This window comes from Qipengyuania pelagi (assembly GCF_009827295.1).
In the GTDB taxonomy this organism is placed as follows: Bacteria; Pseudomonadota; Alphaproteobacteria; order Sphingomonadales; family Sphingomonadaceae; genus Qipengyuania; species Qipengyuania pelagi.
In genome coordinates, this window is record NZ_WTYD01000001.1 from 1,612,228 (window position 1) to 1,625,314 (window position 13,087).

The following is a 13,087-nucleotide window of genomic DNA, read 5'->3' on the forward strand; positions in this document are numbered from 1 at the left end:
CAAAGCAAGCCTTGCTCGACAGCGCGGCAAAGCTTCGCCAATGGCGCGCCCATGGATCATTTTCAGCTTCGCGACGGCGTCCTCCACGCAGAAGACGTTCCTCTTCCCCACATCGCCGAAGAGGTCGGCACGCCGGTCTATGTCTATTCGCGCGCGACACTGGTGCGCCATGCCCACGTCTTTCGCGACGCGCTGAGCGGGCTCGACGATCCGCACATCGCCTTCGCCGTCAAATCAAACCCCAATCTCGCCGTCCTGCGCGTGTTGGCGAACGAGGGCTATGGGGCCGATGTCGTTTCGGGCGGCGAGCTGGCGCGAGCGCTGGCAGCGGGTATGAAGCCGGAAGGCGTGGTCTTCAGCGGCGTCGGCAAAACCCACGCCGAGCTGCTCCAGGGCCTCGAAGCCGGGATCGGGCAGTTCAATATCGAGAGCGAGGAAGAGGGCTACGAACTGGCCGCGATCGCCCGCCGGCAGGGGATGACAGCCCGCTGCGCCCTGCGCGTCAATCCCGATGTCGATGCCGAGACGCACGAAAAGATCTCGACCGGCAAGCGCGAGAACAAGTTCGGTGTCCCCTATGATCGCGCCATTCAGCTCTACGCCGCGATGTCGGCGGAGGAAGGCCTCGATATGCGCGGGATCGCGGTTCATATCGGCAGCCAGCTGCAAAGCCTCGAACCGCTCGAAACCGCGTTTCTGAAGGTTGGAGCGCTGGTCCGCGATCTGCGCGCTCAGGGCTGCGCCGTCACCCATGTCGATCTGGGAGGGGGGCTCGGCGTCAGCTATCGCGAAGAGGAGACACCTCCCAGCCCCGCCGAATACGGTGCGATGGTCGCGCGCGTGACGAAGGATTGGGGTGTCCGCCTGATATTCGAGCCCGGACGCGTGATCGCCGCCAATGCGGGCGTGTTGCTGGCCCGTGTCATCCGGTCGAAACGCAGCGGCAACGGTCCGCCCTTCCTCGTCGTCGACGCCGCGATGAACGATCTCGCCCGCCCCGCAATGTATGGCGCATGGCACGATTTCGCCGCGGTCGCGCCCGATGGGACGCGCACCACCGCCCATATTGTCGGCCCGATCTGCGAAACGGGCGACACCTTCGCGATGGACCGGGATTGCGACACGCTGGCGGCGGGCGATCTCGCCGTCTTCCGCAGCGCGGGCGCCTATGGAGCGACCATGGCGTCGAGCTACAATTCACGCGGTTTCGTGCCCGAGGTGCTGGTCGATGGCGATCGCTATGCGGTGGTCGCCGACCGGATCGCGCCTGGTGCGATCATGGAATCCGAGCGCGTTCCGGACTGGCTGACGTGAACGGCCTGCCTCTGCTCCACCGACTGGAAGGCGCGCGGATCGTCCTCGTCGGAGATTGCGCGATGGCGGAGGCCAAGCGGCGGCTGGTGGAACGCGCAGGCGGCACCTGCGTGAGCGAGGCCGAAGCGCATCAGGCGCGGCTGGGCTTCGTGGCGCTGGACGATGGGCGCGAGGCGGAGGCCGCTGCCTTGCGGCTCAAGCGTCAGGGGTTGCTGGTCAATGTCGCGGACCGACCTGAGCTTTGCGATTTCACTTTGCCGAGCGTGCTGGAACGTGGCCCGATCACCGTGGCGGTGGCGACGGGTGGGGCATCGGCAGGGCTGGCGAAACAGCTGCGGCTGGCGCTCGAACGGATCTTGCCGGCATCTTTGGGCGCTCTCGCCTCGCGGCTGGGGGACGCGAGACAGGGAATGCGCGATCGCTGGCCCGATGGGGGTGAGCGGCGGCGCGCGCTCGATGCGGCGCTGGCGAGCGGCGGGGTGCTCGATCCGCTCGATGCAGGTTCCGCGAACCGGGTCGAAGACTGGCTGAAAGGACAGGACAAGCGCGACGGCGCAGGGGTCGTGGAGATCCTGCTGAGGAGCGCCGATCCCGACGATCTCACGCTACGCCAGGCGCGCCTGTTGGGCACTGCCGATTATGTCGTTCACCCGCGTGACATATCCGAAGCGATCCTCGTGCGCGCCCGCGCCGATGCCGAGCGGGTCGCGTTGGAAGACGGCCCGAGCGGAGACGATCCCGTGTCTGGCGACCACGGCCTAACGGTCGTCCTGCGCATGAAGCCCGCCGACGCCTGACGCGCGCCAATCAGCTCAATTGCCCGCCGTCGCCTGCCAGCGCGGCGAAATAGCGGGCCATGGCGGCTGCCCCGTCCTCGCTCAGATCGATAAAGGCCCGGCGGCGGTCCTGATCGTCCTGTTCCCGCACCAGCAGGCCGAGATCGAGCATCTGCCCGATCCAGCGCAGCGCGGTCGTCGGCGGGACGCCCGCCGCGATGCAGAGCGAGGTCACCGATACGCGGCGATGTTCGACCCGCGCGGCAGTCAGATCGAGCAGGATATCCCAGGCCGGATCGGCGAACAGATCGGGGAGCAGGAATTTGCCGCGCAGGCGCCGCTGATGGATGATGCGGTGAACCAGCCGCGCATCGGGCAGAGCGGGCCGCGCCCGGCGACGTCCGTCCCCACCTTCTCCCTTGAACCCCGGTGCGGGCGATTCGAGCCGCGTGGTGCCGCTTTCGAACCGGTCGAGGCGATCCGACAACCGGCCCAATTGTTCGGTCAGCTTGAGGAAAGCGAGGCGATCCTCTTCATCCATTTCGCGCACCCGGCGGCCCTGAAGCCGCGCGAGCGCCGCGCCCAATGCGATCAACCCTTCCGATTGCCGCCCGCCGATCACGATCTGGGGATGCGAGCGTTCGAGACAGCCGAACACGTCCTCGAGCGCGGCCTCGCTCGTCAGCACGATCAGCTGCGCGCCCGATCGCACGGCCCGCTCGTCCAGCCGGACGAGCGCCGCCATCTCAGCGCCGGAAACGGACGGCACGTCGATAGCGACGATATCACCGAGCAGCCCCGCCGTCCCCTCGGTCACATCCGACAGTTTCCGCAAGGCCTGGACGCCGAGCCCGGCCAGCCGCGCATCGTCCGCGATCCGCGTGAGCCGCGCGGCATCCGATCCGAACAGCGACAGGCTTCGCCCGGCAGAGGAAACAGCCGCCGCAGCAGCACCCGATCCATCCACCCAGTCAGGGTCCGCATCCACGAGATAGGCCAGCTGCGCCATACGATTCGCTCCGCTTCAAGCCGGAACGGGAATAGAACAGAACGAGACTATGTCAAGAATGGAGGATATCCGTTTCGGATCGATCTCCCGCTCAGGGGCGGATATCGATCGGCGTTCCGTCTGGCACCAGGCTCCATAGCTCCGCGATTTCGCGATTCGAGAGGGCGATGCAGCCATCGGTCCAGTCGCCCTCCACCCGATCGTCGAAGGACAGCGCATTGGGCTGGCCGTGGATGAAGATATCGCCGCCCGCAGACCGCCCGCGTGCGCGCGCATAGGCGCGATCCTGCGCGTTGGGATAGGAGACGTGGAGGCTGAGATAATAGCTCGATTGCGGATTGGCGTAATCGAGCGTGTAGCGGCCCTCGGGCGTCTTCTCGTCGCCCTGGAACCGCTTGTGGCCCTGTGGCGCATCGCCGAATTGGAGCCCGCGATAGGTGCGGATAGCCTTGCCACCCTGATAGACCCACAAGGTCCGTTCGGATTTGTCGACCACGACGAGATCGGCCCTCTCGCCCGCCCGCGCCTGCTGCGCGCTCGTCGGATTCGCGATAAGCGAGGCGAGGAAAAGAGAGGCCGAGGCGAGAAAGCGCATGATCGCCAGCCTAGCCCCGACACCTTGCGATGTCGTCAATTCCGATGGGATCAGTCCACGAACGGATCGCGCATCAGAATCGTATCGTCGCGTTCCGGGCTGGTGGATACCAACGCCACGGGGGTTTCGATCAGTTCCTGGATGCGCTGGATATACTTGATCGCATTGGCGGGAAGGTCGGCATAGCTGCGCGCGCCCGCCGTGCTTTCCTTCCACCCCTCCATCGTCTCGTAGATCGGCTGCACCGCCGCCTGGTCGGCCGCATGGCTGGGCAGGTAATCATAGACCTGACCGCGCAGGCGATAGCCGGTGCAGATCTTCACCTCGTCCAATCCGTCGAGCACGTCGATCTTGGTCAGGGCGATCCCGGTCACCCCGCTGATCGAGCAGCTCTGGCGCACTATCACCGCGTCGAACCAGCCGACGCGGCGCTGGCGCCCGGTGACGGTGCCGAATTCATGACCCCGCTCGCCCAGAAGCTGGCCGATCTCGTCTTCCAGCTCGGTCGGGAACGGGCCGCTGCCGACGCGGGTCGTATAGGCTTTGACGATGCCGAGGACGAAGCCGGTGCTGCTCGGCCCCAGCCCGCTGCCCGCCGCCGCCGTACCGCTAACCGTGTTGGAGCTGGTGACGAAGGGGTAGGTGCCGTGATCGATATCGAGCAACACGCCCTGTGCGCCTTCGAACAGGATCTTGGCGCCCGCTTTCCGCACCTTCTTCAACCGCTTCCACACCGGCTGCGCATATTGCAGCACGAAGGGCGCGATGGCGCGCAGTTCCTCGAGCAGGGCGGCGCGATCGATCGGCTCCTGGTCGAACCCGGCGCGAAGGGCATCGTGATGCGCGCACAGGCGATCGAGCTGCGGTTCCAGATCGTCGAGATGCGCCAGATCGCACACCCGGATCGCGCGGCGGCCGACCTTGTCCTCGTAAGCCGGGCCGATCCCGCGCCCGGTCGTCCCGATCTTGCCCTTGCCCGCAGCGGTTTCGCGCAGCCCGTCGAGATCGCGGTGGAGTGGCAAGATGAGCGCGCAATTGTCGGCGATGGCGAAATTGTCGTCGGTGATCGTCACGCCCTGGCCTTTGAGCTTCTCGATCTCGGACTTGAGCGCCCAGGGGTCGAGCACCACGCCATTGCCGATCACCGAGAGCGTGCCCGAGACGATCCCGCTCGGCAGTAGCGACAATTTATACGTCGTCCCGTCGATCACCAGAGTGTGGCCGGCATTGTGCCCGCCCTGGAAGCGCACCACGGCATCGGCCCGGCTCGCCAGCCAGTCGACGATCTTGCCCTTGCCCTCGTCGCCCCACTGGGCCCCGATCACGGTAACATTGGCCATATGCGCTCGCTCGTTCCTTTGAAGGGGGGCCATAACACAGGGCCCGAACGCGGGCGGCGTTAGGCGCTGGGGCAGAGCGGGGCAAGTGGCGGGAACGCGCTGCGCGCGGGAAACAACGCGGCTTTTCGGCCATTGAGGGGCAAAGGAGACAGAATTTGACCGACTACCCCACTCTCACTCTCAATGACGGACGCCAGATCCCGCAACTGGGCTTCGGAACCTACAAGATCGCGGACGAGGATGCGCCCGAAATCGTCAAGACCGCGATCGACGTCGGGTACTGGCTGATCGATACCGCCGCGATCTACGAAAACGAAAAAGGCGTCGGCAGGGGTGTCGGCGACTGGTCCGACATTTTCCTTCAGACCAAGATCTGGAACGAGAGCCAAGGATACGAACGGACCAAGAAGGCCGCGCAGAAATGCCTCGACCGCTTGGGACGCGATCATGTCGACATGCTGCTGATCCACTGGCCCTGCCCCGACAAGGGCCTTTTTGTCGAAACCTGGAAGGCGCTGATCGAGCTGCGCGACGAAGGCAAGGCGAAGTCCATCGGCGTATCGAATTTCCGCGAGGAAGACCTGCGCACGATCATCGAGGAGACCGGGGTGACGCCAGCGCTCAACCAGATCGAACTGCACCCCAGCTTCCAGCAGCGCGAACTCCGCAAGGTCCACGATGAACTCGGCATCGTGACGCAGAGCTGGTCGCCCCTCGGCCAGGGGGAGGGCCTGTCCAACGAGACGATCGCCGCCATCGCGAAGGAAACGGGACAGCCCGACAGCGCGGTGATCCTGCGCTGGCATCTCCAGCATGGGCTGGTGCCGATCCCCAAGGCATCGAGCCGCGATCACATCGAGGCGAATTTCAAGGCGCTCGATTTCGAACTGAGCGACGAGCAGATGAAGACAATCGACGCGCTCGACAGCAAGGACGGGCGGATGGGGCCGGATCCTTCCGAATTGAACTAAAATTGCCGGACGAGTGGGGCGCGCAATTCCGTGTGCCCCACTCGTCCGCATAGCCCCTTGCGAACATCCGTTTCGGATGTTGTTGCGATGGACCGCGCTGCCCTCGCAAGACATTCGCCCGCCTTCGAAAAGAAGGGGCGGCTCAGGGTGGCGTCGAAACAATTGCATTTTCTGATGGAACGCCAGCAGCAGCCGAACTGGTGCTGGGCGGCAGCGGCGGCGTCTGCGGGGAATTTTTTCTCGCCCGGTTCCAGCTTCGCCCAATGCGGTATCGCGACCGCCTGTCTCGGCGACAATGCCTGCTGCCGGGCTCCCGATGCCTGCAATCGCTATCACCGCTTGGATACCGCGCTGAAGGCAGCGCATTGTTTCGGCGTGGTCGAAGCGAGACCGGAGCTTTTCGAAAACCTGAAGCTCGCGATCGAGGCGGAGAGGCCGGTCGGCGTGCGCATCGGATGGCGTGGCGGCGGCGGACATTTCGTGATGCTGACGGGCTATGACGATGAAAACGCGGCGGTCGCCGTCGATGATCCGCATTATGGCCGATCGACCGTCCGGTTCGACGCTTTTCCGGCCAGTTACAAATCGGGTGGCGATTGGACCCACTCCTATGCCACGCGCGGATCGTAGGAGCGCCCCGTGCCGATCGAATTTCCAACCGGCGGGCCCGGCGCAATTATCGAGACGATGATCGAGCAGCGATGGGGCGATGCGCTATTGCGCCTCCCGCGCAACACCGCGCGCACGATCGAGGAGGCCCGCGCCAGTTTCGAGGCGGGTGATTTTTTTCGGATATTCTATCCGAGTTTGCAGGATATTGTCGGGGGCGTTCTCGTCGACGACGGGACCACGCATGGCTGGCGCTGCCTGCTGCTCCAGCGCAACCAGATCCTCGCCCAGCTCGAAACCGAACGGAACGGTCGCCCGCTCGCCATCCATATGGGCCAGGCGAAGGACGGGATCATGCAGGCCATGGTTCTGGCCAATCAGCTCGACGGCCGATACCTCGTGGATGCGGTCGAGGTGCCCGCGATCAAACTATGCGCCTTGCGGCTTTGCCCCAAGGATGCAGAGCCTCGCCGCGCCGAATATCTTATTCCCTACGAGCCTGACGCATCCGGCCTGCCCGTCTACACCGTCACGCGTGTTGAGGAGGCGATGACGCTGTTGATACCGCTTGCGAAGCGGATATTGGAGATGAGCGAGGCCGACCCGCTCTCGGGCGGATAACCTAGACGGGGAGCGCTTCGCTCCCCTCCAGCCGGTGGGAGCATCCAAGCGCGCGGGGATCGTCGCTTTCGCCGATCGCGGCGATGGTGCGCCAGCCGATGGCGCGCAGCCGATCGGCGATTGCGGTATCGTGGCCGAGCGGCAGGAACAGCGTATCGCGGGCTGCCTCCCGCGCATTGCCTGACGCTTCGAGCAGGGGTTCGGCATAGAGCGAAAAGCCCGTCGCCGCTTCCTCGCTGCCGCGAATCGTATAGGTGCCGCCGCGCCCGATCGCATTGCGCGCGCCCGCCGCGTAGATCGTGAAGCCGAACCAGCTCTGATATTCGAAGCCGTGCCGCTCGGTCGGGTCGAGCGTGATGCGCGCACGGCCTCCGATCCTGTCCGCGATCGCCTCCAGCCCCTCGATCCGGCTGGCGAGTTCGCCGCCCGCGTCGAGCGCCTTCAGTTTTGCCGCTGCTTCCGCGAACGGGCCTGTCGCATAGAGAAGCGGGAGATAGGCCTGCCCGCCCGCCGCCGCGAGCCCGCCCGCATCCTTCGTGTCGAGCTCGCGCCGCACGGCATCGCGCTGGTCGGCGGCGAGCGGCAGGGCCTCGTCGGCCAGCACGTCCACCAGATCGGGGAGCGTGAAATCGACCGAGATGTCGGACAGGCCCGCCGCTTCCAGGCTGGCTATGGCGAGCAGGACCGCCTCGCTCGCCGCCGAAACCGCATCGCTTCCGATCAGCTCCGCGCCCATCTGGAGGCGCTGGCGTGCCGGATCGAGCTGATCGGCCCTCAACAGCGCGACTTCGCCCGCATAGCAGAGCCGCAGGGGGCGCGGCGCCTCGGCGAGGCCGGTGGCGGCGATCCGCCCGACCTGCACTGTCATGTCGCCGCGAAGGGCCAGCGTCCGCAGGCTCTCGGGATCGGTGAAGCGCACCATGCGCCGCGTCGCCACGCCCTGCATCCGCCCCGCCAGCGAGCGTTCGAATTCGATCAAGGGCGGGCGCACACGGTCGTAGCCATGCGCATCCATCGTATCGAGCACGGCCCGCATCGCCCGCGTAATCGCCGCAGCGCGCGCGGGCAGCGCATCTTCGAGGCCGATGGGGAGGAGATCGTCTTGGTCGGTCATGGCCCCGGCCCTAATCGGCTGAGGACACGAGCGGAAGGCGAAATCCTCCCCGTAGGGCAAGATCAGAAGGCGAGCGGCGTGACCCGGCGCACGCCTTCGATCGCGCAGGCCTTCTGCACCACGTCCTGCGGGATCGGCTGGTCGACGCTGAGCAGCAGCACGGCTTCCCCACCCGCTTCGCGGCGGCCGAGATGGAAGGTGCCGATATTGATCCCGTTCTCGCCCAGCAGCGAACCGATCCGACCGATGAAACCGGGCGCGTCCTCGTTGACGATGTAGAGCATGTGGCCGGTCAGTTCGGCTTCGATCCGGACGCCGAAAATCTCGGTCAGGCGCGGCGCGTCGCTGCCGAACAGCGTGCCCGCCACCGAACGATCGCCGCTATCGGTCCCCACGGTTACGCGCAGCAGGGTGTTGTACGCGCCTTCCGTCTCATGCCGGATCGAGCGGATGTCGAGCCCGCGCTCCTTGGCGAGGTAGGGCGCGTTGACCATGTTCACCGTGTCCGAATACTGGCGCATCAGACCCGCCAGAACCGCGCCTTCGATGGGCTTGCCCGACAGGGCGGCAGCCGCGCCTTCGCGCTCGATACTGATGCGCGTGAGATTGCCATGCGCCAGCTGGCCGACCAGGCTGCCAAGGCTTTCGGCAAGCCCCATATAGGGCCGCAGCTTGGGCGCTTCTTCGGCGGAGAGGCTGGGCATGTTGAGCGCATTGCTGACCCCGCCATTGACGAGGTAGTCCGCCATCTGCTCGGCGACCTGGAGCGCGACATTGACCTGCGCTTCGGTCGTCGATGCGCCCAGATGCGGGGTGCAGACGAAGTTCGGCTTGCCGAACAGGGGCGATTCCTTCGCCGGTTCGGTCTGGAACACGTCCAGCGCCGCGCCCGCGACCTGCCCGCTGTCGAGCGCATCGGCCAGCGCCGCTTCGTCGATCAGGCCGCCGCGCGCGCAATTGACGATGCGGACACCCTTCTTGGTCTTGGCGAGGTTCTCGCGGCTGAGGATGTTGCGCGTCTCGTCGGTCAGCGGCGTGTGCAGGGTGATGAAATCGGCGCGCGCCAGCAGCGTGTCGAGATCGACCTTCTCGACCCCGATCTCGATCGCGCGTTCAGGCGTCAGGAAGGGATCGAAGGCGACGACCTTCATCCTGAGACCGAGTGCGCGCGCGGCGACGATCGAGCCGATATTGCCCGCGCCGATCAGGCCCAGTGTCTTGCCCGTCACCTCGACGCCCATGAAATCGTTCTTGGGCCATTCGCCCGCCTGCGTGCGCGCATTCGCCGCCGGAATCTGGCGGGCGAGCGCGAACATCATCGCGATGGCGTGTTCGGCCGTGGTGATCGAATTGCCGAACGGCGTGTTCATCACCACGACGCCCTTCGAACTGGCGGCGGGGATGTCGACATTGTCGACCCCGATCCCGGCCCGGCCGACGACCTTGAGATTGGTCGCCGCCTCCAGGATCGCGGGCGTTACCTTGGTGGCGGACCGGATCGCGAGCCCGTCATACTCGCCGATCACGGCGGCGAGTTCCTCGGGCGTCATGCCGGGCTTCACATCGACCTCGCAGCCGCGCTCCTCGAAAATGCGCGCGGCGTTGGGGTCCATCTTGTCGCTGATGAGAACTTTGGGTTTGGTCATGGTCTGTATCCTGAGATTCGTCATTCCCGCACGCGCGGAAATCCAGAGCGGCTCGGTCGAGCATTGTTCCCTTGGATTCCCGCCTTCGCGGGAATGACGGGAAAATTTACTGGTTGCGAAGGCTCTCGTAAGCCCATTCGATCCACGGCAGGAGGCGCTTCAGATCCTCCCGTTCAACCGTGCCGCCACACCAGATGCGCAAGCTCGGCGGGGCGTCGCGATAGCCGTTGAAATCGTAACCCACGTCGAGCTTTTCGAGCATGGACGCGATTTTCTTCGGCACGCCCGCCTGATCTTCGGGCGAGAGGCTTTCATACCAGTCGCCCTGGAAGACGAAGCAGACGCCGGTATTGGTGCGCTGCGCCGGTTCGGGGACCATGTTACGAAGCCATGGCGTCGCTTCGATCCAGTCGGTGACGATCTTCGCGTTGGCGTCGGCGCGTTCGAACATCGCTTTGCGCCCGCCGAGGCTCTGCGCCCATTCGAGCGCGTCGATATAGTCCTCGGTCGCCAGCATCGAAGGCGTGTTGATCGTCGCGCCTTCGAAGATGCCGGTGTTGATCTTGCCGCCCTTCTTGAGGCGGAACAGCTTGGGCAGAGGCCATTCGGGATCGTAGCTCTCGATCCGCTCGACCGCCTTGGGGCTCAAGATCAGCATTCCGTGCTGCGCTTCGGAGCCCATGACCTTCTGCCAGCTATAGGTCGTGGCATCGAGCTTGGCCCAGTCCATCTCCTGCGCGAACACCGCGCTGGTCGCGTCATTGATCGTCACGCCTTCGCGCCCCTCGGCCAGCCAGTCCGTGTTCGGGATGCGCGCGCCGGACGTCGTTCCGTTCCAGGTGAAGACGACGTCGTTTTCCTGCGGGATCGAGGCGAGGTCGGGAATGTGGCCGTAATCCGCGTCGAGCGCAGTCAGCTTGGGCAGCTTGAGCTGCTTGACCGCGTCCTGAATCCAGACATTGCCGAAGCTTTCCCACGCCGCCACCGTCGCCGGGCGATCGGGGCGCAGCATCGTCCACATCGCGCATTCGAGCGCGCCGGTATCCGATGCGGGCATGATCCCGACGAGGTAGTCCTCGGGCACGCCGAGCATCTCCTTCGACAGGTCGATGGCGTATTTCAGCCGCGCCTTGCCGAGGCTGCTGCGGTGCGAGCGGCCGAGCGATTCGGTCTTGAGATTGGAGGCGGCCCAGCCCTTGCGCTTGGCGGTGGGACCGGACGAAAAGAAAGGACGCTCCGGCTTCAGAGCGGGTTGGTCAGTCATGTATTCTCTCCTTGCAGAGAGCTCGCGCGGCGTTGGGACCGCGTGGCCCAGGGGCGGCAATAAAGTTGCGGCGCGCCGAGTCAACGTGCAATTACTGGCTATCGACAGGACGGTCCGGCAATCGGATGGCCTGCAAGCTGATGAAGCGAACCCGGTACGCGCCCTCTCGCCCCTCGCCAAATGCGGCGCGCTCGCTTATGGCCCGCCGCGATGGACGTGACCGACCTTCGCATCGCCCTGTTCAGCGGCAATTACAACATGACGGTGGACGGCGCGAACAAGGCGCTCAACCGGCTGGCGGAATATCTGATGCGGCGCGGCGCGGCCCTCCGGGTCTATTCGCCCACGATCGACAAGCCCGCCTTCGAACCGCAGGGCGATCTCGTCAGCCTGCCCTCGGTGCCCATTCCGGGCCGGTCGGAATACCGCATCCCCCTCGGGCTCGATGCCGACACGCGCGAGGACCTCGCCGCGTTCGCGCCTAATATGGTGCACATCGCCTCGCCCGACTTCAGCGCCCGCGCGGCGGTGAGATGGGCGCGCGAGCGGGATATTCCCGTGCTCGCATCGGTGCACACCCGCTTCGAGACCTATCCGCGCTATTACCGGATGAGTTTCCTCGAACCGGTCGTCGAAGCCTATCTGCGCGGGATTTACCGCAAATGCGACGCGCTGGTGACGCCTTCGCAGAGCATGGTCGACACGCTGCACGACCAGCGGATGCATGACGATGTGACGATCTGGTCGCGCGGCGTCGATCGTTCGATCTTCGATCCCACGAAGCGCGACCCGCAATGGCGCCGTGAACTTGGGCTCGAAGATGGCGACGTCGCGATCGCGTTTCTCGGGCGGCTCGTCATGGAAAAAGGGCTCGGCATGTTCGCCGATACGATGGCCTTGCTGCGCGAACGGGGCGTGGCGCACAAGGTTCTCGTCATCGGCGACGGGCCAGCGCGCGGCTGGTTCGAGAAGGCGCTGCCCGATGCGATCTTCGCCGGTTTCCAGACCGGGCCGGACCTCGGCCGGGCGCTCGCGAGCGCCGATATCTTCTTCAACCCCTCGGTCACCGAAACCTTCGGCAACGTCACGCTCGAAGCCATGGCGAGCGGCCTGCCCGTGGTGGCCGCCGGAGCGACCGGAAGCGCGAGCCTCGTGACCGATGGCGAGACGGGCGCGCTGGTCGCTGCAGGATCGCCGGAAGGCTTCGCCGATGCGATCGCCCCCTATTGCCGGGACGACGCGCTGCGCCATGCCCACGGTGAAGCGGGCGAGAGGGCCAGCCGCGCCTATTCCTGGGATGCGATCAACCAGGCCGTGGTCGACACCTATCTAAGGCTGCACGCCCGCACGGATCGCTGATCTACCGCAGCACACCCTTGCGCCGCATCGACCAGCTGTAGATCAGGAGGAAGACCGCCACGCTCCACAACAGGATCGGAAACCATGCGGGCTGCAGCGCTTCCAATTCCGGCGGCATGACCGCGCCCGCTTCGTAGATCGTGGTGAGCAGGATGCCGACCAGCGACAGCGCGAAGGCGATCACCGCCAGCCGGCTTCGAAACAGCAGCAGCAGCGAACCCAGGAACGCGCCGATCGTGCCCATGCCCCAGGCCAGCCTCGCCCAGAAGGGAAACGCATCGAGATAGGCGATCCCGGCGGGCGGGTACTGCATCGCCTCGAACCAGAACGGGCTGCGCAGGTTCGAGAACACGAAATCCGCCGCGCCGATCGCATTCCACAACAGCGTCACCACGCCGACCACCCACAGGTGCCACGGCGCTCCCACCCTTCGATCCATGATAGTCTCCCCTGTTCGGACCTCGTCCGT

General features: G+C 65.6%; 13 protein-coding genes. 6 read left to right on the forward strand and 7 right to left on the reverse strand.

Going from position 1 to position 13,087, the window contains the following annotated elements; translation table 11 throughout:
* Window positions 1-51: 51 nt before the first annotated feature.
* A complete protein-coding gene (lysA, locus tag GRI47_RS08025; RefSeq protein WP_160660752.1) occupies window positions 52-1,314 on the forward strand; it encodes a diaminopimelate decarboxylase in 1,263 nt (420 codons plus the stop codon).
* Window positions 1,311-2,111: a precorrin-2 dehydrogenase/sirohydrochlorin ferrochelatase family protein gene (locus GRI47_RS08030; protein WP_337190665.1), complete on the forward strand. Its 801-nt coding sequence runs from the start codon at window positions 1,311-1,313 to the stop codon at window positions 2,109-2,111. Before lysA ends, GRI47_RS08030 begins: the two co-directional genes overlap by 4 nt.
* A 10-nt stretch (window positions 2,112-2,121) precedes the next feature.
* Here the strand turns inward: GRI47_RS08030 and GRI47_RS08035 are convergent, their stop codons facing one another.
* The 3 genes from GRI47_RS08035 to GRI47_RS08045 all read right to left on the reverse strand — a co-directional run bounded on the left by GRI47_RS08035 (window position 2,122) and on the right by GRI47_RS08045 (window position 5,034).
* On the reverse strand, window positions 2,122-3,099 hold the full coding sequence (locus GRI47_RS08035; RefSeq protein WP_160660753.1) for a helix-turn-helix domain-containing protein: 978 nt from the start codon (window positions 3,097-3,099) through the stop codon (window positions 2,122-2,124).
* Between the two features lie 91 nt (window positions 3,100-3,190).
* The gene (locus tag GRI47_RS08040; protein ID WP_160660754.1) at window positions 3,191-3,694 is read right to left on the reverse strand and encodes a L,D-transpeptidase family protein; all 504 of its coding nucleotides are present in this window, start codon (window positions 3,692-3,694) and stop codon (window positions 3,191-3,193) included.
* A gap of 50 nt (window positions 3,695-3,744) precedes the next feature.
* Window positions 3,745-5,034 (reverse strand): adenylosuccinate synthase, encoded by a 1,290-nt coding sequence (locus tag GRI47_RS08045; protein ID WP_160660755.1) that lies wholly within the window; start codon window positions 5,032-5,034, stop codon window positions 3,745-3,747.
* A gap of 155 nt (window positions 5,035-5,189) precedes the next feature.
* Between GRI47_RS08045 and GRI47_RS08050 the strand changes: the two genes are divergently transcribed.
* The 3 genes from GRI47_RS08050 (at window position 5,190) to GRI47_RS08060 (ending at window position 7,235) form a co-directional block, all read left to right on the forward strand.
* The gene (locus GRI47_RS08050; RefSeq protein ID WP_160660756.1) at window positions 5,190-6,005 is read left to right on the forward strand and encodes an aldo/keto reductase; all 816 of its coding nucleotides are present in this window, start codon (window positions 5,190-5,192) and stop codon (window positions 6,003-6,005) included.
* Window positions 6,006-6,092: 87 nt separating this feature from the next.
* Window positions 6,093-6,635: a papain-like cysteine protease family protein gene (locus GRI47_RS08055; RefSeq protein WP_160660757.1), complete on the forward strand. Its 543-nt coding sequence runs from the start codon at window positions 6,093-6,095 to the stop codon at window positions 6,633-6,635.
* 9 nt (window positions 6,636-6,644) lie between these two features.
* The gene (locus GRI47_RS08060) at window positions 6,645-7,235 is read left to right on the forward strand and encodes a hypothetical protein (protein WP_160660758.1); all 591 of its coding nucleotides are present in this window, start codon (window positions 6,645-6,647) and stop codon (window positions 7,233-7,235) included.
* 1 nt (window position 7,236) lies between these two features.
* Here the strand turns inward: GRI47_RS08060 and GRI47_RS08065 are convergent, their stop codons facing one another.
* The 3 genes from GRI47_RS08065 to GRI47_RS08075 form a co-directional block, all read right to left on the reverse strand.
* The gene (locus GRI47_RS08065; protein ID WP_160660759.1) at window positions 7,237-8,349 is read right to left on the reverse strand and encodes an ATP phosphoribosyltransferase regulatory subunit; all 1,113 of its coding nucleotides are present in this window, start codon (window positions 8,347-8,349) and stop codon (window positions 7,237-7,239) included.
* Between the two features lie 62 nt (window positions 8,350-8,411).
* Entirely contained in the window at window positions 8,412-9,995 is a 1,584-nt protein-coding gene (serA, locus tag GRI47_RS08070) for a phosphoglycerate dehydrogenase (RefSeq protein WP_160660760.1), read from the reverse strand.
* 106 nt (window positions 9,996-10,101) lie between these two features.
* A complete protein-coding gene (locus GRI47_RS08075; protein WP_160660761.1) occupies window positions 10,102-11,259 on the reverse strand; it encodes a phosphoserine transaminase in 1,158 nt (385 codons plus the stop codon).
* A 210-nt stretch (window positions 11,260-11,469) separates the two neighbouring features.
* On the opposite strand from GRI47_RS08075, the gene GRI47_RS08080 reads away from it, so the two are divergent.
* Window positions 11,470-12,618 (forward strand): glycosyltransferase family 4 protein, encoded by a 1,149-nt coding sequence (locus GRI47_RS08080; protein WP_160660762.1) that lies wholly within the window; start codon window positions 11,470-11,472, stop codon window positions 12,616-12,618.
* 1 nt (window position 12,619) lies between these two features.
* On the opposite strand, the gene GRI47_RS08085 is transcribed toward GRI47_RS08080, so the two are convergent.
* Window positions 12,620-13,057: a hypothetical protein gene (locus GRI47_RS08085; RefSeq protein ID WP_160660763.1), complete on the reverse strand. Its 438-nt coding sequence runs from the start codon at window positions 13,055-13,057 to the stop codon at window positions 12,620-12,622.
* Window positions 13,058-13,087 lie beyond the last annotated feature (30 nt).

What these genes read in the sequence shown, in the direction of transcription:
- lysA (WP_160660752.1), top strand. Translation starts at nt 52, where the DNA reads ATGGATCATTTTCAGCTTCGCGACGGCGTCCTCCACGCAGAAGACGTT.
- GRI47_RS08035 (WP_160660753.1), bottom strand. Translation starts at nt 3,099, where the DNA reads ATGGCGCAGCTGGCCTATCTCGTGGATGCGGACCCTGACTGGGTGGAT.
- GRI47_RS08040 (WP_160660754.1), bottom strand. Translation starts at nt 3,694, where the DNA reads ATGCGCTTTCTCGCCTCGGCCTCTCTTTTCCTCGCCTCGCTTATCGCG.
- GRI47_RS08045 (WP_160660755.1), bottom strand. Translation starts at nt 5,034, where the DNA reads ATGGCCAATGTTACCGTGATCGGGGCCCAGTGGGGCGACGAGGGCAAG.
- GRI47_RS08055 (WP_160660757.1), top strand. Translation starts at nt 6,093, where the DNA reads ATGGACCGCGCTGCCCTCGCAAGACATTCGCCCGCCTTCGAAAAGAAG.
- GRI47_RS08065 (WP_160660759.1), bottom strand. Translation starts at nt 8,349, where the DNA reads ATGACCGACCAAGACGATCTCCTCCCCATCGGCCTCGAAGATGCGCTG.
- serA (WP_160660760.1), bottom strand. Translation starts at nt 9,995, where the DNA reads ATGACCAAACCCAAAGTTCTCATCAGCGACAAGATGGACCCCAACGCC.
- GRI47_RS08075 (WP_160660761.1), bottom strand. Translation starts at nt 11,259, where the DNA reads ATGACTGACCAACCCGCTCTGAAGCCGGAGCGTCCTTTCTTTTCGTCC.
- GRI47_RS08080 (WP_160660762.1), top strand. Translation starts at nt 11,470, where the DNA reads ATGGACGTGACCGACCTTCGCATCGCCCTGTTCAGCGGCAATTACAAC.
- GRI47_RS08085 (WP_160660763.1), bottom strand. Translation starts at nt 13,057, where the DNA reads ATGGATCGAAGGGTGGGAGCGCCGTGGCACCTGTGGGTGGTCGGCGTG.